At 37.6% G+C, this 24,437-nt stretch carries 24 protein-coding genes; 15 read left to right on the top strand and 9 right to left on the bottom strand.

Going from position 1 to position 24,437, the window contains the following annotated elements:
- Positions 1-34 precede the first annotated feature (34 nt).
- From ACZZZK_RS08460 to ilvA, 7 genes are all read left to right on the top strand, one after another.
- The gene (locus tag ACZZZK_RS08460) at positions 35-325 is read left to right on the top strand and encodes an antibiotic biosynthesis monooxygenase family protein (RefSeq protein WP_463483767.1); all 291 of its coding nucleotides are present in this window, start codon (positions 35-37) and stop codon (positions 323-325) included.
- A gap of 57 nt (positions 326-382) precedes the next feature.
- Entirely contained in the window at positions 383-1,069 is a 687-nt protein-coding gene (locus ACZZZK_RS08465) for a class I SAM-dependent methyltransferase (RefSeq protein ID WP_463483768.1), read from the top strand.
- 57 nt (positions 1,070-1,126) lie between these two features.
- Positions 1,127-1,708, top strand: a complete 582-nt coding sequence (gene leuD, locus ACZZZK_RS08470; protein WP_463483769.1) for a 3-isopropylmalate dehydratase small subunit — start codon at positions 1,127-1,129, stop codon at positions 1,706-1,708.
- A 181-nt stretch (positions 1,709-1,889) separates the two neighbouring features.
- Positions 1,890-3,395, top strand: coding sequence for an ATP-binding cassette domain-containing protein (locus tag ACZZZK_RS08475; RefSeq protein ID WP_463483770.1), 1,506 nt, complete (start codon positions 1,890-1,892; stop codon positions 3,393-3,395).
- A 44-nt stretch (positions 3,396-3,439) separates the two neighbouring features.
- Positions 3,440-4,540 (top strand): 3-isopropylmalate dehydrogenase, encoded by a 1,101-nt coding sequence (gene leuB / locus ACZZZK_RS08480; protein ID WP_463483771.1) that lies wholly within the window; start codon positions 3,440-3,442, stop codon positions 4,538-4,540.
- Positions 4,540-6,045, top strand: a complete 1,506-nt coding sequence (locus tag ACZZZK_RS08485; RefSeq protein ID WP_265798113.1) for a 2-isopropylmalate synthase — start codon at positions 4,540-4,542, stop codon at positions 6,043-6,045. The genes leuB and ACZZZK_RS08485 overlap by 1 nt, the downstream gene beginning before the upstream one ends.
- 361 nt (positions 6,046-6,406) lie before the next feature.
- A complete protein-coding gene (gene ilvA / locus ACZZZK_RS08490; protein WP_463483772.1) occupies positions 6,407-7,657 on the top strand; it encodes a threonine ammonia-lyase IlvA in 1,251 nt (416 codons plus the stop codon).
- 42 nt (positions 7,658-7,699) lie between these two features.
- Here ilvA and hemA read toward each other — a convergent pair whose 3' ends face one another.
- Entirely contained in the window at positions 7,700-8,926 is a 1,227-nt protein-coding gene (hemA, locus tag ACZZZK_RS08495) for a glutamyl-tRNA reductase (protein WP_463483773.1), read from the bottom strand.
- A 394-nt stretch (positions 8,927-9,320) separates the two neighbouring features.
- On the opposite strand from hemA, the gene ACZZZK_RS08500 reads away from it, so the two are divergent.
- Positions 9,321-10,139: an alpha/beta hydrolase family protein gene (locus tag ACZZZK_RS08500; protein WP_463483774.1), complete on the top strand. Its 819-nt coding sequence runs from the start codon at positions 9,321-9,323 to the stop codon at positions 10,137-10,139.
- Positions 10,140-10,292: 153 nt separating this feature from the next.
- On the opposite strand, the gene ACZZZK_RS08505 is transcribed toward ACZZZK_RS08500, so the two are convergent.
- The 7 genes from ACZZZK_RS08505 to ACZZZK_RS08535 all read right to left on the bottom strand — a co-directional run bounded on the left by ACZZZK_RS08505 (position 10,293) and on the right by ACZZZK_RS08535 (position 17,553).
- Positions 10,293-11,567, bottom strand: a complete 1,275-nt coding sequence (locus ACZZZK_RS08505; RefSeq protein ID WP_463483775.1) for a mechanosensitive ion channel family protein — start codon at positions 11,565-11,567, stop codon at positions 10,293-10,295.
- 189 nt (positions 11,568-11,756) lie between these two features.
- On the bottom strand, positions 11,757-12,215 hold the full coding sequence (locus tag ACZZZK_RS08510; RefSeq protein WP_463483776.1) for a hypothetical protein: 459 nt from the start codon (positions 12,213-12,215) through the stop codon (positions 11,757-11,759).
- A 199-nt stretch (positions 12,216-12,414) separates the two neighbouring features.
- Positions 12,415-14,397 (bottom strand): (E)-4-hydroxy-3-methylbut-2-enyl-diphosphate synthase, encoded by a 1,983-nt coding sequence (gene ispG / locus ACZZZK_RS08515; RefSeq protein WP_463483777.1) that lies wholly within the window; start codon positions 14,395-14,397, stop codon positions 12,415-12,417.
- Positions 14,398-14,462: 65 nt separating this feature from the next.
- Positions 14,463-15,065: an RDD family protein gene (locus ACZZZK_RS08520; RefSeq protein WP_463483778.1), complete on the bottom strand. Its 603-nt coding sequence runs from the start codon at positions 15,063-15,065 to the stop codon at positions 14,463-14,465.
- Between the two features lie 93 nt (positions 15,066-15,158).
- Positions 15,159-16,145: a LiaF transmembrane domain-containing protein gene (locus ACZZZK_RS08525; RefSeq protein WP_463483779.1), complete on the bottom strand. Its 987-nt coding sequence runs from the start codon at positions 16,143-16,145 to the stop codon at positions 15,159-15,161.
- Positions 16,146-16,147: 2 nt separating this feature from the next.
- Positions 16,148-16,840 carry a PspC domain-containing protein gene (locus ACZZZK_RS08530; protein ID WP_463483780.1) on the bottom strand — a complete coding sequence of 231 codons (693 nt, stop codon included), beginning with the start codon at positions 16,838-16,840 and terminating at the stop codon, positions 16,148-16,150.
- Between the two features lie 23 nt (positions 16,841-16,863).
- Entirely contained in the window at positions 16,864-17,553 is a 690-nt protein-coding gene (locus tag ACZZZK_RS08535) for an SDR family oxidoreductase (protein WP_463483781.1), read from the bottom strand.
- A 145-nt stretch (positions 17,554-17,698) separates the two neighbouring features.
- Here ACZZZK_RS08535 and ACZZZK_RS08540 point away from each other — a divergent pair, with 145 nt between their 5' ends.
- The 7 genes from ACZZZK_RS08540 (at position 17,699) to ACZZZK_RS08570 (ending at position 23,335) form a co-directional block, all read left to right on the top strand.
- Positions 17,699-18,433: an MlaE family ABC transporter permease gene (locus ACZZZK_RS08540; RefSeq protein ID WP_056851567.1), complete on the top strand. Its 735-nt coding sequence runs from the start codon at positions 17,699-17,701 to the stop codon at positions 18,431-18,433.
- Positions 18,433-19,185, top strand: a complete 753-nt coding sequence (locus ACZZZK_RS08545) for an ABC transporter ATP-binding protein (protein ID WP_056851566.1) — start codon at positions 18,433-18,435, stop codon at positions 19,183-19,185. Before ACZZZK_RS08540 ends, ACZZZK_RS08545 begins: the two co-directional genes overlap by 1 nt.
- A 20-nt stretch (positions 19,186-19,205) precedes the next feature.
- Positions 19,206-19,451 carry a type II toxin-antitoxin system VapB family antitoxin gene (vapB, locus tag ACZZZK_RS08550; protein ID WP_056851565.1) on the top strand — a complete coding sequence of 82 codons (246 nt, stop codon included), beginning with the start codon at positions 19,206-19,208 and terminating at the stop codon, positions 19,449-19,451.
- Positions 19,451-19,834, top strand: coding sequence for a type II toxin-antitoxin system VapC family toxin (locus ACZZZK_RS08555; RefSeq protein ID WP_056851564.1), 384 nt, complete (start codon positions 19,451-19,453; stop codon positions 19,832-19,834). Before vapB ends, ACZZZK_RS08555 begins: the two co-directional genes overlap by 1 nt.
- Positions 19,835-19,837: 3 nt before the next feature.
- The gene (locus tag ACZZZK_RS08560) at positions 19,838-20,719 is read left to right on the top strand and encodes a class I SAM-dependent methyltransferase (protein WP_463483782.1); all 882 of its coding nucleotides are present in this window, start codon (positions 19,838-19,840) and stop codon (positions 20,717-20,719) included.
- Between the two features lie 100 nt (positions 20,720-20,819).
- On the top strand, positions 20,820-21,863 hold the full coding sequence (locus tag ACZZZK_RS08565) for a hypothetical protein (RefSeq protein WP_463483783.1): 1,044 nt from the start codon (positions 20,820-20,822) through the stop codon (positions 21,861-21,863).
- Between the two features lie 65 nt (positions 21,864-21,928).
- Positions 21,929-23,335 (top strand): hypothetical protein, encoded by a 1,407-nt coding sequence (locus tag ACZZZK_RS08570; protein WP_463483784.1) that lies wholly within the window; start codon positions 21,929-21,931, stop codon positions 23,333-23,335.
- Between the two features lie 7 nt (positions 23,336-23,342).
- Here ACZZZK_RS08570 and ACZZZK_RS08575 read toward each other — a convergent pair whose 3' ends face one another.
- Positions 23,343-24,431 carry an acyl-CoA dehydrogenase family protein gene (locus ACZZZK_RS08575; protein ID WP_463483785.1) on the bottom strand — a complete coding sequence of 363 codons (1,089 nt, stop codon included), beginning with the start codon at positions 24,429-24,431 and terminating at the stop codon, positions 23,343-23,345.
- Positions 24,432-24,437 lie beyond the last annotated feature (6 nt).

A 24,437-nucleotide genomic window follows, 5' to 3' on the forward strand; every position in this document is an offset into this window, starting at 1 on the left:
TTCGTACCTCGCAATGACGAAAAGTTAAGAAAATATGATTTTAGAAGTTGCGATATTAAATGTAAAAGCTGGCTTATCAGCCGATTTTGAAAATGCTTTCAACGAAGCTCAAAAAATCATTTCCTCCATGGAAGGTTACATTTCGCATCAACTAAAAAAGTGTTTGGAAGAAACTGACAAATATATTTTGCTGGTAAACTGGGCAACATTAAAAGCACATACCGAAGGTTTTAGAGGTTCTGCAGAATACCAAGACTGGAAAAAGCTACTGCATCATTTTTATGATCCTTTTCCAACTGTTGAACATTATGTTGAGGTGAGATAGCTTAAATGTAAATGATTTACGGTAAAGCAAATAACCCATAACCAAAGACAAACAAAAATGGAAACATTACAAGAGATACAGAACCAATTTAATGCAGTATCCGAAAAATACGATAGGCAAAGGCGTTTCCTTATACCTTGTTTTGATGATTTTTATGGTACCGCTTTATCGCTGTCTGAAAATGTTTCAGGAATTAAGAACATCTTGGATATTGGTGCAGGAACAGGATTGATGAGTGCATTCTTTCATGAGAAATACCCAAAGGCGAAAATCACTTTGGTTGATATTTCTAAAGAGATGCTTAAAAAAGCTGAGGAGCGTTTCGAGAGAAATAAAAACATTAGTTTTTTAAATGCCGATTTCTCCACTATGGATTTACCAGAAAATCATTATGAACTAGTAGTTTCAGGACTGGCAATACACCATTTACCAAATGAATTGAAACAACAGTTGTTCAGCAAAATTGCAAAAACACTCAAACCTGGAGGTTGGTTTATCAACGCTGATCAGGTTTTAGGCGCAACTGAAATAGCAGAAAAAGTATATACTGAAAATTGGAAAAGTCATGTGGAGCAAAGTCCTAACTTAACGGATGAAGAGAAACAAAGTGCATTTGAGCGAATTAAGATTGATATTATGGCGCCTTTAAAACCGCAGTTAGAATGGCTTGAAAAAGCGGGGTTACAAAATGCAAATTGCTATTATCAGTATTACAATTTTGTAGTATTTGCTGCAAATAAATAAAAAAAAGGCGATATAACGGTTCTTGAAACCTGAAACTCGCAACTTGATACTTGTACAATGAAAAAATTCACAAAATTAACATCGGCAGTAGTGCCTTTAAACATAGAGAACATTGATACCGACCAGATTATTCCGGCGAGGTTTCTAAAAGCGACCACCCGTGATGGTTTTGGCGAAAACCTGTTTCGCGACTGGCGTTATGAGAACGATAATCAACCTAAAGCTGATTTTGTGCTGAATGATCCAACTTATAGCGGTCAGGTTTTAGTGGCCGGAAAAAACTTTGGTTGTGGTAGCAGTCGTGAGCATGCGGCCTGGGCTATTCAGGATGCAGGTTTCGATGTCGTAATCAGTAGTTTCTTTGCCGATATTTTCAAAGGCAATGCACTAAACAACGGCCTGTTACCTATTCAGGTTAGCGAAGAATTTCTAGCTCAGATTTTCGCAGCAGTGGATACAAATGCAAAATCTCCTTTGGAAGTTGATTTAGAAAACCAAACGGTTACGATTGTAGAAACAGGCGCTACTGAAAAGTTTGAGATTAACGCATATAAAAAATCTTGCCTGATTAATGGTTATGATGACATAGATTTCATTTTAGCCCAAAAAGATTTGATTGAGGAATTTGAAAAAAATTAATATCGAAAAGATTAAAGCAAAAAGCTAAGACAATCGTCATTGCGAGTAACGAAGCAATCCAACAACTATTGCTAGGTTCTTTAAACCATCGCATTAAGATTGCTTCTTGCCTCGCAATGACGACAGTAAAAATCAGTGTAATCAATCAATCTGTGTCATCAAACCGCAGGAATTAATAACCATGAAAGAAAGTATAGTCAACATTCAAAACCTAACCTTAAAACACCAACAAAAATCGGTGTTAAAGGATTTGAACTGGACTATTTATCGTGGTGAAAACTGGGCATTAGGTGGCACGAGTGGAAGCGGAAAAACCTCATTAGCTAAAATTATCTCAGGCTTGTTAAGTGCAGCTGGCGAGGTAAAAATTAATTTCAATAACAATAGCAATTTACCAGCAGAGGTTTTATTTGTAGAAAGCTGGTATCAGTTTAAAAACCTGGAAGGCGTCGCTAACTTCTATTATCAACAGCGCTATACCAGTCAGCAGGCTAAAGATACCTTAACTGTTCATGCAGAATTAGTTGATTTCGGCAAAGAGAACCATCTACATTTTGATCACGTAGAACCGATTTTAGAAGCACTACACTTTACAACATTTGCCAGTTCTCAATTGATTGAGTTATCAAGTGGGGAGCATAAAAAAGTGCAACTGGTTAAAGCTTTATGGTTGAAGCCGCAATTATTAATTATCGACCAACCTTATACAGGCCTGGATGCCGCATCTCGTAAAAACCTTAACCTTTTATTAGACGAAGTTTCAACGGATGGTGTTCAATTGATTTTAATTTCCAACGATTCGGAGTTACCAAGCGCTATTAATCGTTTTGCGGAAATAGTAAATGGTCAAATTTCAGTTTCTGATTCAAAACCTATAACATCAGTTTTTGAAGAAAAACATACAAGAGAAATTCCAGATTTTCTTAAGGAATCACCTATATATTCTTCGAAAAATATTGTGAAAATGGTTGATGTTAACATTAGCTATGGCGAAAAACAGGTTTTAAAAAACATCAATTGGGAAGTTAATGCTGGCGAAAAATGGTTACTGCAAGGCCATAACGGATCTGGCAAATCAACTTTATTGAGTCTTATAAACGGTGATCATCCGCAATCATATGCCAACGAACTTTATTTGTTTGGTAACCGACGGGGAAGTGGCGAAAGCATTTGGGACATTAAACAACATATCGGTTTAATCTCCCCTGAGTTTCATTGGTATTTTGATGCTAGCTCAACCGTTTGGCAAAGTATTGCTTCCGGTTTTTATGATACCGTTGGCTTATTTCAGCAATTACCCTACTCAAAAATTGAGCAGGTAAATGAACTGATCGCATATTTTGGGCTAAGCGAAAATAAGAACGAGCTATTAGGCTCGCTTCCATTAGGAAAGCAACGCTTGGTTTTGCTGGCAAGAACCATCATCAAAAATCCCGAATTATTGATTCTGGATGAACCATGTCAGGGTTTAGACCAGCAGCAAACAAAACTTTTTAATCAATTTATTGATGAGTTGTGCAATAACGGCATGACGATGATTTACGTTGGCCACTTTGAATCGCAGCTGCCAACCTGCATAGAAAAGAGAATATTATTAGAAAACGGCGAAGTAAAAATCGTCGAAAGTTTAAACACCAAAATTCGTCATGATGAGGTACGAAGCAACCTTTTGCACCGTACTATCTAACTGAGATTGCTTCGTACCTCGCAATGACGGCAATATACAATACAATGAAGAAGAACATTTTAGTAATACCTGGAGACGGTATTGGACCCGAAGTTACCACGTGGGGAAAAGCAGCATTAGAAAAAATTGCTGAAATCTTTGGACATGAATTTGTGTTCGATGAGGCTTTAATGGGACATGCGGCGATTGAAGTTACTGGTGAACCACTGCCAGATGAAACTTTAGAAAAAGCCAGAAAAAGCGATGCCATCCTGTTTGGAGCCATCGGCCATGCCAAATATGATAACGACCCAAGCCTAAAAGTAAGGCCAGAACAAGGTTTGTTAAAAATCCGTAAGGAACTTGGGTTATTTGCAAACCTCCGCCCAATATTACTATTTGACGAACTTCTTCAGGCATCGAGCATTAAACCTGAAATTTTAAGAGGAACTGATATATTATTCTTCCGTGAACTAACTGGCGACGTCTATTTCGGTGAAAAATCTCGTTCGGAGGATAGAAATACCGCTTCTGATTTAATGATTTATCACCGTTACGAAGTGGAGCGTATTGCACATAAAGCTTATCAGGCTGCGCAACAACGCAAAAAAAGATTATGCTCGGTCGATAAGGCGAACGTATTAGAGAGTTCCCGTTTATGGCGTGAAACTGTTCAGGAAATTGCAAAACAATATCCTGATGTGGAAACGGAGCACATGTTTATCGATAACGCGGCGATGCAGTTAATTAAAAACCCGAAAAAATTTGATGTGGTACTAACAGCAAATTTATTTGGCGATATCTTAACGGATGAAGCTTCTCAAATTGCAGGCTCGATGGGTATGCTAGCCTCTGCATCTGTTGGCGAAAGCACTGGTTTCTTCGAGCCGATTCACGGTTCGGCACACGATATTACCGGAAAAGATTTGGCAAATCCACTGGCTTCCATCCTATCGGCAGCGCTAATGCTCGAAATTGGTTTCGGACTAAAAGAAGAAGCCAAATTATTGGTCGATACTGTTGACGAAGTCTTGAAAGAAGGTTTCAGAACACATGATATTGCCGACCAAACCACCAACCGATTTAAAGTTTTAGGCACCGCCGAGATGGGTAAATTGGTATTAAAATTCTTATCACAAAAATCAACTACAATCCCCCAAGCATAATGATACACGATCCCAATAAAGTATATATTTTCGACACCACCTTACGTGATGGAGAACAGGTTCCAGGTTGCCAGTTAGATACCAACCAAAAAATTGAAATCGCTAAAGCTTTGGAATTACTTGGCGTTGATGTAATTGAGGCAGGTTTTCCGATATCCAGTCCTGGCGATTTTCAGAGCGTTGTAGAATTATCAAAAGCAATAAAAAACCCAACCATTTGTGCGCTAACACGTGCTATAAAAGGGGATATTGATGTTGCGGCAGAGTCTTTACAGTATGCAAAATATCCACGCATTCATACCGGAATTGGTTCTTCTGATATGCACATTAAATACAAATTTAATAGCACCCGCGAGAAGATTTTAGAAAGAGCAGTTGAGGCTGTAAAATATGCTAAGAAATTTGTGGAGGATGTAGAATTTTATGCAGAAGATGCCGGAAGAGCAGATAATGAATTCTTGGCTCAAATGATTGAGGCAGTAATTGCCGCTGGTGCAACGGTTGTAAACATACCAGATACGAATGGCTATTGCATGCCTGATCAATACGGTTCTAAAATCCTTTACCTTAAAGAAAACGTAAAAAATATCGACCAGGCTATTATCTCTGTACATTGCCATAACGATTTAGGTTTGGCAACAGCAAACAGTATTGCAGGTGTAGTAAACGGTGCCCGTCAAATTGAATGTACCATTAACGGTATCGGTGAGAGAGCGGGAAACACTGCATTGGAAGAAGTTTCAATGATTTTAAAAACCCATAGTTTGGGTTTACATACAGGCATCAACAGCAAACATTTCACCGAAATTAGTGGCATGGTAAGCCGAATGATGCACATGCCTGTTCAGCCAAATAAGGCAATTGTTGGTAAAAATGCCTTTGCACACAGTTCTGGTATTCATCAGGATGGATTTTTAAAACATCGTGAAAACTATGAAATTATCAATCCCGAAGATGTAGGCTTAAACAGCGCTGACATTATATTAACTGCAAGAAGCGGTCGCCATGCGTTAAAGCACCATTTAGAACGCTTAGATTACGACATTGATAAAATTAACATTGATGATGTTTACGAGCGTTTTTTAGTTTTAGCCGATGAAAAGAAAGACATTACCGATGACGATTTACTTTTTTTAATGAGTGATGGAGAAACACCTTCATACCTTAACGGTTATAAATTGAACTTGCTTCAAGTAGTTTGTGGGGATTTGGTAAACCCAACGGCTACGATTAAGCTGCAATACAACAACGAAGAGAAAGAAGCGAAGGCAGAAGGAAATGGACCTGTAGATGCCACTATTAATGCAATTTCAAGCTTAATTGATAAAGACATTACGCTTAAAGAATTTACGATACAAGCCATGCATGGTGGAAGCGACGACGTGAGTAAAGTGAATATGAAAGTAGATTACAATGGCAAATCCTTCGTAGGCTTTGGTTTTAGCACGGATATTGTAAAAGCTTCGGCAAATGCATATTTAGACGCAATAAACAAGTTTTTGTAAACAAGCTGAAAGGTTAAGCTGAAAACATAAATAGAATGGTCATTGCGAGGCTCGAAGCAATCTTAAAGCGAGAGGAATATTCTTGAGTATTAAGATTGCTTCGTCCCTCGCAATAATAAATAGAGAAAAGAAAATGATTAAATAATTTTGAGGGAAGCTCCCCTTCTTATTTTCAAGGAGGGGTCGGGGGTGGTTTTTGACTTCCTTTTACAAATCAATTCCCTAAAAAATTGCAACGCCTGCCGGACAGCCAAAAACGGAAGCGCTACAACAACCGAAAAAGCACTGAACCTGCTTTTGAAAAAATTAGCAAGATATATACACAATACTAAAAGCCCCTTTAGGGGTTTGGGGTTAAAAAATGAACGACACCATAAAAAATACTTTTGATTTTGAAAGTGCATACCATACCTTAAAAGGTGTGGTAAAACGCACTCCTCTCGAGCTAAACGAAGGTTTATCTTTAAGATACAATGCCAACATTTACCTTAAAAGAGAAGATTTACAAATTGTACGTTCTTATAAATTGCGTGGTGCTTATAACAAAATCAGCACTTTAAATGCCGATGCCTTGCAAAACGGCATTGTTTGTGCAAGCGCCGGAAACCATGCACAAGGGGTTGCGTATTCCTGCAAAAAACTGGGTATCAAAGGCGTAATTTTTATGCCCGAGATAACGCCAAAGCAAAAAATCAAACAGGTAAATATGTTTGGTGGCGATAACATTGAAATTGTTTTGGTAGGCGATACTTTTGATGATTGCCTAAAAGAAGCTTTAGCTTATTGCGACGAAAAATCATCAACCTTCATTCCTCCTTTTGATGATGAAAAAGTAATTGAAGGGCAAGCAACCGTTGCTATGGAAATCTTTCAGGATTTACCTGAGCTTGATGCCATTGTAGTTCCGGTTGGTGGAGGTGGTTTAGCTTCTGGCGTAAGCGCCTATTTACAGACTGTAAAGCCCGATGTTAAAATTTTCGGTGTAGAACCCATGGGTGCCCCTTCGTTAAGTGAGGCGCTTAAAAATGGTGGTCCAATAACCGTTGAAAACATAGAGCGTTTTGTTGATGGTGCAGCAGTAAAGCGAATGGGCTGGATTACCTACAACTATTGCAAAGAGTTATTGAGCTCCACTTATTTAATCCCCGAAGGGCAAATTTGTACCACCATTTTAAAACTTTATAATGAAGATGCAATTGTGGTAGAGCCTGCGGGGGCGCTTTCGGTAGCAGCGCTGGAGCAAGTGAAAGATCAGATTGTAGGAAAAAAAATCGTTTGTGTAATTAGCGGCGGCAATAACGATATCGAACGCATGCAGGAGATCAAAGAAAAATCTTTACTGTTTGAGGGCTTGAAACATTATTTCATCGTTCGTTTCCCACAGCGTCCGGGTGCTTTAAAATTGTTTGTAAACGAGGTTTTAGGTCCACATGATGATATCACCCGTTTTGAATTTATCAAAAAAACAAATAAAGAAAACGGACCAGCTTTAGTGGGTATAGAATTAACCGACAAAGACGATTATGCAAGTTTATTGCAACGTATGAAAGATTTCAAATTTGAGATTATAGAATTAAACCAGGATCAAACTTTATTTGAGTATTTGGTTTAAAAGATTAACTGCTCTGAAAGATAATTTTTTAGAGCAGTTACATTATGATTCTTTTACCAAAATTTCTTTGGCCATAATCATCGGAACACTGATACATTTCTTCTCCATGTAGTTCATCACCCGTTCTAAAACCTCACGAGAAGCTTCATCCATCTGGCTGATTTCATCGGCAAACACACCATTTAAAGCTGTATTTTTAATTTCCTTAATCTTCCTTGGCACTTCTTGCATAGCCAGCTCAATGCGGCGTTGCTTTAAAACAGTAAAAAATTCGGTGATGTTGTTGTTAATGATATCTTCCGCATGAACCAATTCGTTGTAACGTTCCTGGATATTTTTGCGGGCAACCTCTTTTAAAGATTCAACCTCAATGTAATGAACAAGGTTATTATGTATTACTGCAGGCGCAACATCATTCGGGATCGCTAAATCAACGATCACCTTTTTGCCAGTATCGCCATTCAGCAACTTAGCATAAAGTTCTTCGTCAATAATAGCTTCTGTAGAGCCTGTACAAGTAATAATCACATCAAAACCTTCGGTAAAATCTTCTAAATCGCTTAAAGGATAAGCTTTGCCGTTTAGCTCCGCAGCCAAAGTTTCAGCTTTAGAAAGCGTACGGTTAAAAATAGAAAAGTTAGAATATTTATGTTTGTTAAGGTATTTGGCAATATTCTGATTGGTTTCGCCAGCGCCAATAATCAGCACCCTCGAATTGCCACACATATTTAATTCTTTAAGCTTACGATAAGCCAAAGAAACAACCGAAACAGGGTTTTTTGAAATATTAGTATGGGTATAAACCTCTTTAGCCGTCTTCACCACCCTATCCATAATCATACGCATGTAGTCGCCTGTAAAACCTGCATCACGGCAGTTTTCATAAGCTTTACGTATTTGAGCAAGAATTTCCTTTTCGCCAACAACCAAACTCTCTAAAGAGCAAGATGTTCTTAACAAATGATTAAAAGCTTCTTCGTTCTCGTAAACCGTTACGTTATCCAGAAAACGCTCCATAAATTCTGGAGGTAAGCCCATATCCAAAACGGTTAAAAACCGGGTAACAAATTCCTTGTCAGTTTTCTCTTTAGTAAGAAAAACAAACTCTACACGATTACATGTACCAATGTAAAATATTTCACTAACCGGAAGTTCTGTTTGAATATTCTTCAACCTGCTATCTAAACTTTGATCACAAATAACCAATTTCCCTAAAGATTTTAGGTCGATGTGGTGATGCGTAAAAGCTATTACTTTTAAATATTCCAAGTGCTTCCGTTATTAACTATTATCGGGAAACAAAAGTAACACGGTTAGCGGTTGCGAACGTCATTAATCTGTAATTTACATCAATTTAGAACGGTTTTAAATAGGCGCATTCTGTTGACAAAATCTTCAAATCGCTTTTAGAAAAGCAAGAACAGTGTTTCATTTTAATGTTCGTCCTGCTTTCCCTGCAAGCACAATGAAAAATTGTGGCTTTTCTTTCAATCAGGTTTAGATCACTCAGGTCGCTGCTCAACAATAAAAACCAACCTATCCCGCCAGGATCTTTCCGTTGAAAACAGGGATGGTACGCCCTTATAATTGATACTCGGATTAAAATACAACAAAATTATAATTTGTAGGTTTATAAATTGTACCAATACCTTAAACGATGATTATGCAAAATGAGTTTAGCCTTAGTGGTTCAGATGGAAAATTAATTATCGGCGACATTACTTTCGACGATAAAAACCCCAATACGCCTATCATACTTTTTGTTCATGGCTTTAAAGGTTTTAAAGACTGGGGTGCCCATAATCTTGTTGCCCGCTATTTTGCAGCAAACGGTTATCGCTATATTAAATTTAATCTATCACATAGCGGCGTAACAACTGATCAGCCAAAAGATGTTACCGACCTGGAAACCTTCGCCAGCAACACTTTTTCGAAGGAGCTATTTGATGTTAATGCCTTGCTGGATTACATTGAGAAAGCGTATGGAAAGGAAACGGGAGTAAATATGATTGGGCATAGCAGAGGCGGCGGACTGGCGATTATCGAGGCAGCAAACGATTTAAGAATACAAAAGCTAATTACCTGGAGTGCGATTTCAAGTTTTGATAGTTTATGGAAAAAAGAGCAGGAAGCCGAATGGAAAAAAACAGGTAAAATCTATGTGGTTAACGCCAGGACTAAAGAGCAAATGCCACTAAATGTTACTTTGCTCGAAGATTTTGAAGAACATGCTGAAACTTTCAATATTATCGATGCAGCGAAACGCGTCAACATTCCGTGGTTAATTGTTCAGGGCGATGATGATGTGAATGTTCCATTTGAGAATGCACAAAAGTTGGCTGATGCGAATCCGAACAGCAGGTTGGTGAAGATTGAAGGAGCTAACCACGTTTATGGCGCTTCTCATCCTTATGAGAATGAAACTCTACCTCCGCTTTTATTTAAAGTTTGCGAGAAGGTTCTAACATTTTTGGGGGAATAACAAGGCTCGCTGTCATTCTGAGTTTACGAAGAATCTGCAGGCGATGAAAAGCAATGATCAATTATCCTACACCTAAAAAATGGAATTCTGTATTTTAGGGCAGAGTCAATAGCTCAGGGATTCTTCACTATGTTCAGAATGACAGCAGCAATTTTAATCATTCCCTCTTCCTACAAAACCTCGCATGTCGCTTCCACTCGGGCTTTGAAAAATTTCCAAATCGAAATAAGGAACTGCAGCAAGTAAATGGTCAAAAATATCTGCAGCAACTTCTTCAAACTTCTTCAGTCCTTTTTCTTTCGAAAACACATAAATTTCGATAGGTAAACCATTCTCTGTGGCCTGTAATTGCCTAACCATGAAGGTTAAGTCAGTATTGATGTGTGGATTACTCTCCAAATATTTCTCTGCATAAACCCTAAAGGTTCCTATGTTTGTCATGTGCCGGCCGTTGACCAGATTATTCGGATTTACAGTGTTCTCCGCGTTGAAAGTTTCGATTTGTAACTGCGTTTCTCTCAAATAATCTTTTAGGAAATCGATGCTTTTTAAACGGCCAATCAACTCATCATCGCAAAATTTAATGCTCGAAATTTTAATGTTGATGTGTCTCTTAATTCTCCGTCCTTCGCTCTCTTCCATAGCCCGCCAGTTCTTGAAAGATTCACTTACAATGGCATAACTTGGAACTATCGTTACGGTTTTATCCCAATTTCTAACTTTTATAGTCGTTAAGTTAATTTCGGTTACTTCGCCATCGGCACCGTATTTTTCGACGGTAATCCAATCGCCCACCCGTACTAAATCGATGGCGCTCATTTGCACAGAGGCCACAAAACCTAAAATCGGATCGCGGAAAACCAAAATAAAAACAGCTGTTACTGCACCAAAACCTCCGAAAATATACAATGGAGACTGGTTTAAAATAATCGATAAGATCAGTACAAACCCTACGATATAGAAAACAATTTTTGCTACCTGCTTATAACTTCTAATCGGTTTATCAGCATATTTTTTGGAGGCTTCCATAATGGAAACCAATGCATTCAAGAAAGCATTTACCGCGAACATTACCGCAAGTACAATGTATATTTTAGCGAAAATTGAGGCGTAGAACAACCAAACCTTAAAATCGACAAAAACAAAAGGAACAGCGTTATAAATAATGTAGGCGCCAAAAATTAGTGCAAAAGCCCTAAATACTCTAAATTCGAAAAGTGCACTCTGCCAGTTAGACTTTGTTTTGGCGCTTTTCACAACAGCAATAAAGGCCTGCCGAGTTAAAAATATAGTGATAAAAAGGAATAGCGTAACACCAACTAACCCGATGAAGAAATAAGAATAAATTAACTCGCCACCAGTTAATCCTCTGCTGGAAAGCCAGTTTCTAAGTTCACCAAAAATAATTTGAAATTCAGGGATGCGCATAGCGGTAATTTAGGGGTTTATTGATTATATTTTTAGGATCGCTTTAGTAATGATCTGTGAGGACACAGACCATGGATTTGCGGATGGTATATACTTTAATCCCTCGGTCTGTGTGCTCAAAGATCGACTTAATACAACGTAATACAGACCATGGGTTGAGTTGTAGATTGCATATAAAAAATAGCCTACCTAAATTCCTATTAACTCCCTGGTAGAATTAATAAGTAAAATTAGGCCAATGAATACTAAGATAATTCCAAAAACTGTGTAAAACTTTGGATTACCAATCTCTTTTGACTGAATACTGTTTTTCAAAAAATTACAAGGTTCAGAAGTCGAATGAACTGAGGGTGAATCTTTATCAAACCAAACAGATATACTATCCTCAAAAGCTCCTATAGGAGCTGTGCGATTTAGCTTGTATGTAGCTCCATTTGCCAAATAACTATATTCTAAATTATATGTGTACTTTATATTTTTGTTTTCAATTGAATCTGTTAAATATCCTTTCGTCATGATTCCTCTTTCACAAAGATTTTTGTACTTCTTTATTTCACTTTTATCAATCATCTCATCGGTATCTATCCCCAATTTAAAACCGAAATACATCAATAATAGTCCTGCAAAAATTTTTATGACATTCTTCATTATAATTTGGTTAACTATTAATTTGAGTTATAGCTTAATAACTTGGATAAAATAGTAAAACCAATTAACAAATCAGCATTATTTGTCTTATGATGAAGTGATTTTAAACCTTCTATACTTCGGTCTGTGTCCTCATAGACAGAAATTGAATGGATTATAATGATCTCTTAGGACACAGACCATGAGACCTAAAACATTTTTAAACCTTCTCTATCCAATTTCCGTCGCCTTTGATAATATCGATCAATTCATCTAAAGCAAAGGCTGTATTTACATTTTTCTTAACTACTTCTTGTCCACGATACAAGGTGATTTTATCAGGACCCGTTCCTACATAACCATAATCGGCATCAGCCATTTCACCGGGACCATTCACAATGCAACCCATGATCCCAATTTTTAAACCTTTTAAATGGTCAGTACGTGATCGGATTAATTGAGTGGTTTCCTGTAAATCGAAAAGTGTTCTTCCACAACTCGGACAAGAAATATATTCAGTTTTACTAATTCTTGTTCTGGTTGCCTGCAAAATGCCAAAACTGGTCGCATTCAACAAGGCTAAATTTTGTCTTGCGGCGTCAATCCAGATTCCATCGCCAAACCCATCGGTAAATAAAGCGCCTAAATCAGTGGCGGCATACAATTGCAAATTATCTGCATCCAAATCTTTGTGAGTTCTCTTAATAATTACCGGAATCTGTAGATTCTTTTCCTGTAGCGCAACAAAGAAAGCTCGTTGTTCGGCCATACCGTGTTGAGCAGAAGTATTTAATATAAAAACGACATTTACCAATTGATGTAACGATAGATGATTAAACTGCGTTGCGTCAATCTCCACAAAATTTAAATGCTCATCCTTAATAGTGGAGGTATTAAATTCATCTAAAGAAAATACAGGGTGGCAATTATGTTTGTCTTTTAAAGCCAACCATGTTTTATGGTTATAAATTTGTTTTAAGTTGCCGGGAAACGAAAATGAGGGCAAGTTATCTCCCAAAAAAACCAAATCACAAGCTTGATCTGTTAAGTTGTACTTATCTAATCCTGCGCTATAGTTATAGCCCACAGCATTTAAAAAATAAGGATCTTTTAAATTTTCTTGCGACACATCGATCATGACTACCGGATGGTTGTGACCACCAATATGTTGTACGGGTTCAGTAACTCTGCGAGAATAGGCATAGGGTGAATAAGTCTGTAGTCTAAAGTCCGAAGTCCGAAGTCTAGATGCGTCATCAATCTCTCTACTTCCGACTTCCGACTTCCGACTTCTTAAAGCATATCGATCTGCCAATGCTTTAGCAACTGGCGCTTCAAATTCAGGATCTTCGGTTAATGAAACGCGGATGGTATCACCTAAACCATCTTCTAGTAAAGTTCCAATTCCTACAGCTGATTTAATGCGACCGTCTTCGCCATCGCCCGCTTCGGTAACACCTAGGTGTAACGGATATTTCATCCCTTCTTTCACCATGGTTTCAACCAACAAACGGTAGGCCTGAACCATTACCTGTGTGTTGCTGGCTTTCATGGAAATAACCAGGTTATAGTAATTTTCCGCTTCGCACATGCGGATGAACTCCATCGCAGATTCTACCATTCCTCGTGGCGTATCGCCATAATGGCTCATAATCCGATCAGATAGCGAACCATGATTGGTACCAATACGCATTGCTGTTCCGTACTCTTTGCAGATTTTTATTAACGGAATGAATTTTTTGTTGATTCTTTCCAGCTCTGCGGTATAAGCATCTTGAGTATACTCTAGATTTTCAAATTTCTTTTTATCGGCGTAATTACCAGGGTTTACACGCACCTTTTCCACAATTCTTGCCGCCATTTCTGCAGCATTCGGCGTGAAATGGATATCAGCAATTAGCGGAACATCATATCCACGGAAACGCAACTCTTTTTTGATATTGGCTAAGTTTTCGGCCTCTTTTATACTTGGAGCGGTAATTCGAACATATTCACAGCCAGATTCTACCATGCGTATGGTTTGTTCAACCGTTCCGATGGTATCCATGGTGTCAGTAGTGGTCATAGATTGTATTCGAATGGGGTTGTGACCACCCAAAGCGATGTCACCGATTTTTACTTCGCGAGTTAAAAACCTCGAATAAGTGGTTAAACTGTTACAATAACCGCCTTCTAAATCATGCTTTACCGATAAATTTTCCATGTGATTGCAAAGATATAGATAGAAATTTGAATGAGAGAATTTTGAAGGAGAGAATGACTTTTATTCTATATCAGCCTATCTTTAATCACCAGCGCATCGGCTGCAATATCATGCCAGCACTGGTTTTTCTTATTGAGGAAGCTGTACAAATAACCAAAAAAAACTGGCACTACGGAAAGGATTTTGGAGAAATTTCTTGCTAAAGATCTACCAAATGAAATCCGTGATCCCTCGAGATCAGTTACTTTAATGTTGAGTAACTTTTTTCCTATTGTAGCTTGTGAAGCAGAAGATTCGGCAACACTCCCATAAATAAGCTTGATGACAAAAATTGATGGGAATGGAATCAAAAATGCCATTATGCGGGCATCTTTCCCTTCGATAAAAACAAAGCTAACTAAAATGATAACCGAGTAAAATCCAAAGATGATGAAATGGTCAATCACCGAAGCCAACAATCGCTGATCGAAAGCGGCAAAATATTGAGGTGCTGTCTTTTGATACTTAAAACCCAAAAGCTCACGCAATTCTTCCATCGCGTGAGCTTCTTTATAGTCATCCATTCCTGGTTTGCGAATGAATGTATTGGGTGTAATATCTAAATTTTTAAGTTCAGCTAAACTATATGGGCCTTGAGGTTTTCCATTAATTACAACTGTGTATTCCATAAGCCCCTCCCAACCCTCCCCAGAAGCGAGGGCTTTGTATGATTAATATCTTATTTACGAACATCCAGCTCTTCGCTTTATTCTTTGAGCTTTCTAGTACCTTGACACTTCAAAGCTACTTAATCCGCCGTCTAAATTGATAAAAATCTTTTTGGTTGATGTTTTATAGTTTGAGGTTTCATAAACGCCATCGCTTAGTTTTTCAAAACCTTCAAAATCTTTTGCAGATAAGCCTGTTTTTGTTTTAATGCGACAACCAGAATTGGTTGGCACTTTAATTTTCACATCAGCCACTCCCGATTTTACAATCACATCAGTAATGGGAAGTAAGTCGCCGAATTTAATATCCAGCGCTGCTGCACCACCATCAAAGCGGAAAGTACGAACTTTGTAATCAGCGAAATCGAAATTGGCTTCACCAGCACCAAGCTTCATTAGAATATCCCAATTGGCAGCTTTGTTCAATTTAAAATCTACATCGTTACCATTTTCGCCAAATTTCCATTTGCTTTTCCTATCATCCATGCTAAAAGTAAGCACAGTTGCCGAATCGGTAATTAATTTCTTCAACGAAAAGTTACCATGGCTTTTTTTAACCTGGGCATTAATCAGTTCAGAAGTTTCGCCGTCCAGGTTGAATGAAATTCCTCCACCGGAAATATTTAAAACGGTTTTCTTAGCATTTTCCGCTTCAACAAAAGGCTCCGCCAATTTCAAGCTATTAAATGCTGTATCGGTATGGTCACTTTCATCATCGTTGTCATTGTCGCTGTCATCGATATTAATATCGATATCTTTCTTAAACTTATGGCCCCACCAACCACTTTGACTAGGTTCTTGTTGGCCTTTATAAAATAAAAATGCTAATGCCACAACTAAAACTCCAACCGAAATGATGCTACCGGTTTGCGAATTGTTTCTGTTGAATAATATGTTTAAACCAGCAATGATTAAAAACACTGGCCAAAAGCCCCAAATGCTACGCCAGTAAAAATCGATAACACCAAAGTTTTCTAGTAGAAGTACACCACCAATAAAAAGCAGTAAAATACCCCAAATTAATCTATCTATTTTCATCATGTTTATGCTTGAGGGTGAGTAGTTGATGTAGAATTGTTGTCGTTTTTCGGTTCCTCTTCTACCACTGTAGTTTCAGTAAAATCGGCAGCCTTTTTTTCTTCCTCCTGGGCTTGTTGATTTTCGAATGTTGCCCATTCATTTTTTCTTTTTGATTTCGCAATAATGCCAATTCCTAAAGCGATAAAAATAAGCGGCCACATAAACTTGAAGAAGTTGCGAATGGTAAACCATTCGGGAATAAAATCAAGCTCCCGCATCAAAAATATGCAACCAATTACCAAAAGGAGTAAACCAGCCACGGTTCTTCCAGCATCGTTCGGCTTGCTCATTTTACCAAAGTCTGGCTGCGTTTCAAATGGTTTTTTCTCCGTTTCGTTTATCGGTTGAGACCAGTTTGTATTTCCAGTATTGGTAGTTCCTCCAAAAGGATTTGCATTTCCAAATGGCGGTGTATTTGGATTATTTTTGTTAAAATAATCATTAAATTTTGTGAATTTTAACGATGGGTCATTGTTAACCGGCACGATAATCCACATTACGACATAAGCAATTAAGCCGGCTCCAGCCATAAATATGGTTGATAGCACAAATAATAGCCTCACTATGGTAACCTCTACTTGCATGTAATCTGCAAGTCCAGAAGCTACACCGGCAATCATCTTATCGTGTTCGTTTCTAAAAAGCTTCTTTTCCATAACGCTGTTCATTTTGTGTGTGTTTAAAAATTCAGCGGAGTAATCAAAACCTCATCAACATTTACCCCTTTACTTAAGTTTAAAATGGTAAATAACGTTTCTGCAATATCTTCGGGTTGTACAAATTTTTCATCCGGAATAGTTGTTCCCGCCCAGGATGAGGTTTTTGTTGAACCCGGCAAAAAAGCAGTTACTTTAACGTTCTGAGGACCTAACTCTTGCCGCAATACATTGTTAAGACTTAACATCGCTGCTTTTGTTACACTATAACTTCCACCATTTTCTACAGGGGCTTTACTTGCTACCGAACAAATATTGAATATATGCCCACGTTGAGCTGTACGCATTTTTTTTCCAAAAAATTTACTCATATAATAAGCCGCGTTCACATTAAGGGCTTGTTGTTTTTCGAAAGCTTCATCGTCTTCATCCAACATACTTCCAGGTAAAAAAGCACCAACATTATTAACCAATACATCTGCGAAACCAAAATCGTTTTCTACATCATTTAAAAATTGATAAACTGCATCTTTATCTGCGCAGTCTACTGCGTATATTAAAACTGTTCTCCCAATGAGAAATAATTCATCTCTTAATGCTTTAAGTTCTTCCAAACCCCGAGCTACCAGCGCCAAATGATAACCTTCTTTCCAGAGTTTAATTGCAATTGCTCTACCAATTCCTTTTGTTGCTCCTGTTATTACCGCTTTCATAGTCATTAATTAATTTTTGTTGACAAAAAACCATATTTATATTCTAAACCACGAATATTTTCGCAATTATCAAAGCGCTCCAACTTTTTTATCGTTTCTTTGTAGTAATATAAAATGATCATTTAAATTAAGCAATACATACGGAATGAATTTTACCAATTTCGGCAGATACATCCTGCTACTCAAGTCTGTATTCAGAAAGCCGGAAAAACTGAAAATATATCTCAAAGAAATCGCTAAACAAATGGATTATGTTGGCGTGGGTTCTTTGGGTTTAATTGCCATCATTTCTACGTTTATTGGCGCTGTAATGACTTTACAAATTGCTTTCCAGTTGGTAAGTGATTTTATTCCTAAAACCATTATCGGTTCGGTAAACCGAGATTCGAGTATTTTAGAGTTGAGCCCAACCATTAGCGCTATTGTTTTAGCAGGTAAAATAGGTTCGGCCATCTCATCAGAAATTGGTTCGATGCGTGTTACTGAACAAATTGACGCCTTAGAAATTATGGGCATTAACGCACCTGGTTACCTCATTCTTCCAAAAATTATATCTGGAATAACAATGGTTCCCATGTTGGTTATCATTTCTATGTTTTTAAGTATTTCTGGTGGTTACATAGGTGGATCAATTTCCGGAGCAGTTACCCCATCCGAATATATCCAAGGGATTACAACAGATTTTAATCCTTACACTATCGTTGTGGCATTAGTTAAGGCTTTTGTTTTTGGCTTCATCATTACCTCGGTACCGGCTTATGAAGGTTTCTATGTTCGTGGTGGTGCTTTAGAGGTTTCACAGGCAAGTACAAGAGCGGTTGTTATTAGCTGTATTTCTATTCTTGTTTGCGATTATTTGGTTACTCAACTGTTATTGTAATGATTGAAGTTAAAGATATATACAAATCATTCTCTGGGAACGACGTTTTAAAAGGCATTTCAGGAAAATTTGAAGAAGGAGTAACCAATTTAATTATTGGAGGCTCTGGATCTGGAAAAACAACGCTCTTGAAATGTATGGTTGGCTTGCACCAGCCAGATTCGGGTTCTGTTTTATACGATGGGCGTGATTTTACGCCAATGACTTACGAGCAACGTATTGAAGTTCGGAAAGAAATTGGCATGCTTTTCCAGGGATCGGCTTTATTTGATAGTATGACGGTAGAGGATAACATCATGTTTCCTTTAAACATGTTTACTGATCAAACTCGCAAAGAAAAGATAGAGCGTGTAAATTTCTGTTTAGAACGCGTAAACCTGGCAGGTAAAAACAAGCTTTTCCCTGCAGAGCTTTCTGGCGGGATGAAAAAGCGTGTGGGTATTGCCCGGGCTATTTCGATGAACCCGAAATACTTATTTTGTGATGAGCCAAACTCGGGTTTAGATCCGAAAACATCTATCGTTATTGATGAATTAATCCAAGAACTTACTGAGGAATTTAAAACCACAACGATCGTGGTTACTCACGATATGAACTCGGTGATGGGTATTGGCGATTACATCTTATTTTTACACGAAGGAAAGAAATTTTGGGAAGGCAGCAATAAGGAAATTGCCCATACAGAAATTAAAGAACTTAATGATTTCGTTTTCGCAAGTCGCTTCATGAAAGCCGCAAAAGACAAGTTTTAAGAAAATTCTTATATTTGGCTATGACTACGGCTACACAAAATATCATTAAAAAATTAGAAACCTTACCAGAAGGCATGGTAAATGAGGTAGAAGATTTTATTGATTTTTTGAAAGCTAAGCACGCTAAAAACTTCTTCAAACCATCTGAAGAGAATAATAATGTGGTTGAAGAACCAAAAAGTTTATATGGAGCAGCGAAGGGAACTATTCTTTATATATCTGATGATTTTAACAAACCGTTGGATGAATTTAAAGATTACATGTAATGCGTTTCCTGCTTGATACTCATATATTCTTATTCTTTATAAATGGAGAATCCTCAATAAGTGAAGAGATCATTGAAATTCTAAATGATAAACAGACAGAAAAGTTTATCAGCATTGTGAGTATTTGGGAAATTACAATTAAGATGAATATTGGAAAACTTAGGCTCAAAGATGATCTAAAATCCATTTACATTTTACTAGACAATTTTGATATAAAGATACTTCAACTAAATAAAATAAACTTCGAAGTATATTTATCCTTACCATTTATTCACAAAGATCCTTTTGATAGAATGATCATTTCGCAAGCTGTAGCAGATGATTTAACACTGATAACTGATGACCAATACATCAGAAGTTATCCAAATTTAAAGTTATTTTAATACATGATACAATTATTAGCCCCAACCCATTGGAAAGATTATGAACTGATTGATTGCGGGGATTTTGAAAAATTAGAACGTTTTGGTACTGCAATTTTGATTCGTCCGGAACCTCAGGCGGTTTGGAAAAAAACGTTATCAGAGCAAGAGTGGAAAAAAACAGCTAACATTACTTTTAGAGGTCGCTCAGCAACTTCAGGAGAATGGGTCAAGAAAAACCAATCGATTCCAGACCGTTGGCATGTTGAATACAAAAACAACGAAGTTGCCATTAAACTACGTTTAGGCTTAACTTCATTTAAACATGTTGGTGTTTTCCCAGAGCAGGCTGTAAACTGGGATTTTATCTCATCATCCATCAAAAAATTTAAAACACCGCAGCCTAAGGTATTAAACCTTTTCGCTTATACAGGTGCAGCATCACTTATTGCAAACGCAGCAGGTGCAGAAACCACTCACGTTGATTCTATTAAACAAGTGGTTACTTGGGCAAATGAAAACCAGGAACTTTCTGGATTAAAAAACACCCGCTGGATGGTGGAGGATGCTTTAAAATTCGTTAAAAAAGAACTTAAAAGAGGAAAAAAATACAATGGAATCATCCTCGATCCACCAGCTTACGGTCATGGACCAAATGGCGAAAAATGGAAGTTGGAAGATCATATTCAAGAAATGATGCAAGATGTTGTTCATCTTTTAGATGAGAAAGAACATTTTTTAATTTTGAATACTTATTCTTTAGGATTTTCTTCCGTAATTGTAGAGAATTTAATTCGCACCTCATTCCCTAGCGTTAAAAATTTAGAAACCGGAGAATTATATTTACAAGCTTCAGCAGGCGTTAAATTACCCTTAGGTGTATTTGGCAAATTCTGCAATGTGTAAATGTTAATTACTTTATTTTAAACTACCGGTTTTCCATCCTACTTTCATGCAAAACAGATTCGGAAAAACTGTCTACACCTTAATACTATAATAAATATCTATGAAACTTCCTCAATTAGCAGGTACTTTAATGCTCGGGCTTGCTACAGTAACCTTATTTGCTAACTGCACAGCAGATGGCAAAAATGGCGGCGGCAATGGCTCAAGTGCCGACACTTCTAAAAAGAAAACAGATTCAACAGTAAATGTCATGAAACCTGTTGATAGAAAACTATATGACTCTTTAGATAAAAAATTGGCTAACGGTGATACCACAGGCAGATGGCCCGTTAAAAACCAACCTACACCACTAGCTGGAGCAATATTGCCATTTAAACGTATTGTGGTTTATTATGGTAACCTGCACTCAAAAAAAATGGGTGCTTTAGGCGAATATGCTCCTAAAGAGATGTGGCAACGCTTAAACACCGAAGTAAAAAAATGGGAGAAAGCAGATCCAACTACTCCAGTTCAGCCAGGTTTACATTACATCGCAGCAGTAGCTAGCGGTACGCCAGGTAAAGATGGAAAATACATCAACCGCATGGGTAATAAACAGATTGATTCGGTTTTGAAAATTTCAAAGATGCAACCCAATACGATCGTATTTTTGGATCTTCAGGTGGCGTTAAGTACCATTAAGGCAGAATTACCTCACATCGAGAAATATTTACAATTACCCTACGTACACTTAGGTATCGATCCTGAATTCTCCATGAAAGATGGATCACTTCCAGGTAAAAAGATAGGTACCTATGATGCAGCTGATATCAACTATGTAACAGGTTACTTAGCAGATTTGGTTAAAAAATATAACCTGCCTCCAAAAGTTTTTGTATTGCACCGTTTCACCAAAAAAATGGTAACCAACTCTAAAAACATTAAATTGCGCCCAGAGGTACAGGTTGTAATGCATATGGATGGTTGGGGCGAACCAGAGTTGAAAAAAGGTACATACAGACATTTTATTCAAAGCGAACCGGTTCAGTTTACAGGTTTCAAATTATTCTATAAAAATGATTTAAAGAAAGCACCTAACAGATTGATGACGCCAGAGGAATTGCTAAAACTTACACCAAAACCAATTTACATCCAGTATCAATAATATTTTAAGCCCGCAGCCAAATGTTGCGGGCTTTTGTTTTTTTAAATCATCTAATTGCGCTCTTCATGAAATCCATCTTAATTATTACTGCATTTCTACTTTCTTCATTGGCCAGCTTTTCGCAAAAACTTAAATCTGCCAAATCATTAACCGCTGCATTCTCTACAGCTGCAAAAAGCGGAAAGCCGGTATTCCTGATCATTAATACTCCTACTATTGATCATTTGAAAAAACTACCTGAGAATGCCAAAGTAGATTTCACATCTGCTTTAGATGACAAAGAGGTCATATCAAAAGTCGAAGAAAACTTTGTAGTATTTAACACTACGATGGTTGATACCAGCGTGCGGTCTATCATGCGTTCGGGCAATATCAAACAATTTCCTGCGTATATCTTTCTTCGGTCGAACAGGGAAATATTCTTTAGTGAATCTGCAAACTCTACAGATAAAAACAGATATTTTTCATTGATTGAAAGGGCAAAAGCTGCTTTTAAAGAAAAGTCAATTTCAGACTTGGAGAAAGATGCTCAACAGAAGGGAGACGCTGTAACATTAAAAAAGTTAATTGATGCCCGCAAGAAAATTGGCATTACGAACAACGCAGACTTAATAGAGCAATATGTTGGTAATTTGAAAATCAGTGATTTTAACAATTATGATAATGTTGTTTATATTCTAGAGGCCGGACCCTATGCAGATGGCACCGCATACAGGCTTGCCTATACAAACCGAAAGCTTGTAGATAGCATATACAAAACAGAACCACAATATAAACGGGTAGCATTTAACAATGCAATTATATCAAATACGATGATTGCGGCGGCGAAAGATAAGAATCTGAACAAAGCGATGGCAGGTGCAAATTTTGCCCGGTCAACTTGGTCTAGAGATTACCGTGGAGCCGATAGGTCGTATAATAATCAAATGCTCTGGTATTACAGTACAGTAAAGGATACTGCTTCATATCTTAGAACGGCGGCATATTTCTACGACAATCATTACATGAATATCGGTGCAGATAGCATCAAAAAAATTGAACAGCGAAACCATACAGTTAATTCAAAAAATCAATCTCTTCAATTGGGTGCAAAGAAGATGGTTTCAAAAGAGAAAATGGATAGTCTAATGAAACTTCCCGGCATTAAAACGGTGACTTCATCTATTGTATCTATAAGTTCTTCAGGTAATAACTACGCAAATGAACTCAACAATGCAGCCTGGAAGTTTTACGAAATTGGAACTAAGAATATCAATTATTTAACCAAGGCCATGCTTTGGAGTCGGCGTTCAATAGAATTAAATCCAATTTCGGGATATTACGATACGTTAGCTCATATTTTATATCGAATTGGTTACTTCGAAGAAGCAATCAAAACGCAAGAAACAGCTATCGAGAAAGCTAAGAAGGAGCAGATATCAACTACTAACTTTGAACTAGAGCTGAAGAAAATTAAAGCAAGAACATTATAATCAATTGCTAATCTACAAAAGTTAACAACGCATGTTGGCTAGCTGTATGGATGTCTCGCCAAACTCTATTGATTTCGCTTTCTTTCTTTGCAGCTTCTAATCCGCAATACGGAAATAAGGTGTCACTCGCTCGTCGGCAAGCATGAGCGAGTTTCCTACTAGTTAAACTTACTTCTGCAAGTAAATTTTCTTCAATTTTTCCTAAGGTAATCAATTGGCTCCAGGATTGATCGAAGGCATTATAGAATCGGCTGCGTAAATCTGCAATCTCTTCTTTACATTTTTGCAATTCTGATTGGAAGAACAAAATTTGTTGTTCATTGTATCTCTTCAACCCCGATCGTGATTTAAAAGCTTCTTCTACAAGTGCTATAAAATGTTTTGCCATACCTAAGCTATTTACAGCCAAAGTAGTTTCTGCAAGCTGTAGAAAAGGATAGTCAAAACCTTCATCAGCCACTTCGATATTACTATTAATGGTAAAAGTTCTATTGGTTGGTACTACCAAATCTTTTACCTCAAAGGCATGGCTTCCGGTAGCAATTAACCCAAAGTAAGACCATCCTGCTAAAATTTCTACCTCATCCCGCTTAAGAATAAATGATTTAATAACCGGGTTTCCGTTCTCATCCAGAATATCGCTTTCATCTGGATTTTTTAGTACACAATTGGCGGTAAATATAGTAGCATGCAAAGCACCGCTTGCATATTTCCAGTGGCCGTTTACCAGATAACCATTATTCGTTTTAACCGCCATACCACCAACTGCACCGCTTCCAGCAAAACAAACTTCTCGGTCTGCAAATATTTCCGAAGCCAGTTCAGGATTTAGAAAACCCGCGAACCATGCTGCTCCGGCACACAAAGTGATGGTCCAGCCTAAGCTTCCATCGGCTTCGGCAAGTTCTTCCTCTAATCTTAATATTTCGGGCAGCTTTTTACCTGCACCACCATAAATCTCGGGCACAAAAAGTTTAAACCAATTTTCCTGATAGGCAAGTTCTAAAATCGACGGGTGCAGCTCGCCCATTTCTTCAGATGGTGCCGCGAATGCCTTTACCTTTTCCTGCCAGGTTTGTGTTAATGTATTTTCCATGGGATT

The sequence above is a fragment of the Pedobacter sp. AC163 genome, from assembly GCF_979258665.1.

Bases quoted from the DNA above. Each gene is read 5' to 3' on its own strand.
- ACZZZK_RS08485 (WP_265798113.1), top strand. From the start codon at position 4,540: ATGATACACGATCCCAATAAAGTATATATTTTCGACACCACCTTACGT.
- ACZZZK_RS08555 (WP_056851564.1), top strand. From the start codon at position 19,451: ATGCGTTTCCTGCTTGATACTCATATATTCTTATTCTTTATAAATGGA.
- leuD (WP_463483769.1), top strand. From the start codon at position 1,127: ATGAAAAAATTCACAAAATTAACATCGGCAGTAGTGCCTTTAAACATA.
- ispG (WP_463483777.1), bottom strand. From the start codon at position 14,397: ATGGAAAATTTATCGGTAAAGCATGATTTAGAAGGCGGTTATTGTAAC.
- ACZZZK_RS08520 (WP_463483778.1), bottom strand. From the start codon at position 15,065: ATGGAATACACAGTTGTAATTAATGGAAAACCTCAAGGCCCATATAGT.
- ilvA (WP_463483772.1), top strand. From the start codon at position 6,407: ATGAACGACACCATAAAAAATACTTTTGATTTTGAAAGTGCATACCAT.
- ACZZZK_RS08510 (WP_463483776.1), bottom strand. From the start codon at position 12,215: ATGAAGAATGTCATAAAAATTTTTGCAGGACTATTATTGATGTATTTC.
- ACZZZK_RS08565 (WP_463483783.1), top strand. From the start codon at position 20,820: ATGAAACTTCCTCAATTAGCAGGTACTTTAATGCTCGGGCTTGCTACA.
- ACZZZK_RS08545 (WP_056851566.1), top strand. From the start codon at position 18,433: ATGATTGAAGTTAAAGATATATACAAATCATTCTCTGGGAACGACGTT.
- ACZZZK_RS08465 (WP_463483768.1), top strand. From the start codon at position 383: ATGGAAACATTACAAGAGATACAGAACCAATTTAATGCAGTATCCGAA.
- ACZZZK_RS08460 (WP_463483767.1), top strand. From the start codon at position 35: ATGATTTTAGAAGTTGCGATATTAAATGTAAAAGCTGGCTTATCAGCC.
- ACZZZK_RS08560 (WP_463483782.1), top strand. From the start codon at position 19,838: ATGATACAATTATTAGCCCCAACCCATTGGAAAGATTATGAACTGATT.
- ACZZZK_RS08535 (WP_463483781.1), bottom strand. From the start codon at position 17,553: ATGAAAGCGGTAATAACAGGAGCAACAAAAGGAATTGGTAGAGCAATT.
- ACZZZK_RS08525 (WP_463483779.1), bottom strand. From the start codon at position 16,145: ATGATGAAAATAGATAGATTAATTTGGGGTATTTTACTGCTTTTTATT.
- ACZZZK_RS08530 (WP_463483780.1), bottom strand. From the start codon at position 16,840: ATGGAAAAGAAGCTTTTTAGAAACGAACACGATAAGATGATTGCCGGT.
- ACZZZK_RS08505 (WP_463483775.1), bottom strand. From the start codon at position 11,567: ATGCGCATCCCTGAATTTCAAATTATTTTTGGTGAACTTAGAAACTGG.
- ACZZZK_RS08570 (WP_463483784.1), top strand. From the start codon at position 21,929: ATGAAATCCATCTTAATTATTACTGCATTTCTACTTTCTTCATTGGCC.
- ACZZZK_RS08475 (WP_463483770.1), top strand. From the start codon at position 1,890: ATGAAAGAAAGTATAGTCAACATTCAAAACCTAACCTTAAAACACCAA.
- ACZZZK_RS08575 (WP_463483785.1), bottom strand. From the start codon at position 24,431: ATGGAAAATACATTAACACAAACCTGGCAGGAAAAGGTAAAGGCATTC.
- ACZZZK_RS08500 (WP_463483774.1), top strand. From the start codon at position 9,321: ATGCAAAATGAGTTTAGCCTTAGTGGTTCAGATGGAAAATTAATTATC.
- leuB (WP_463483771.1), top strand. From the start codon at position 3,440: ATGAAGAAGAACATTTTAGTAATACCTGGAGACGGTATTGGACCCGAA.
- vapB (WP_056851565.1), top strand. From the start codon at position 19,206: ATGACTACGGCTACACAAAATATCATTAAAAAATTAGAAACCTTACCA.
- ACZZZK_RS08540 (WP_056851567.1), top strand. From the start codon at position 17,699: ATGAATTTTACCAATTTCGGCAGATACATCCTGCTACTCAAGTCTGTA.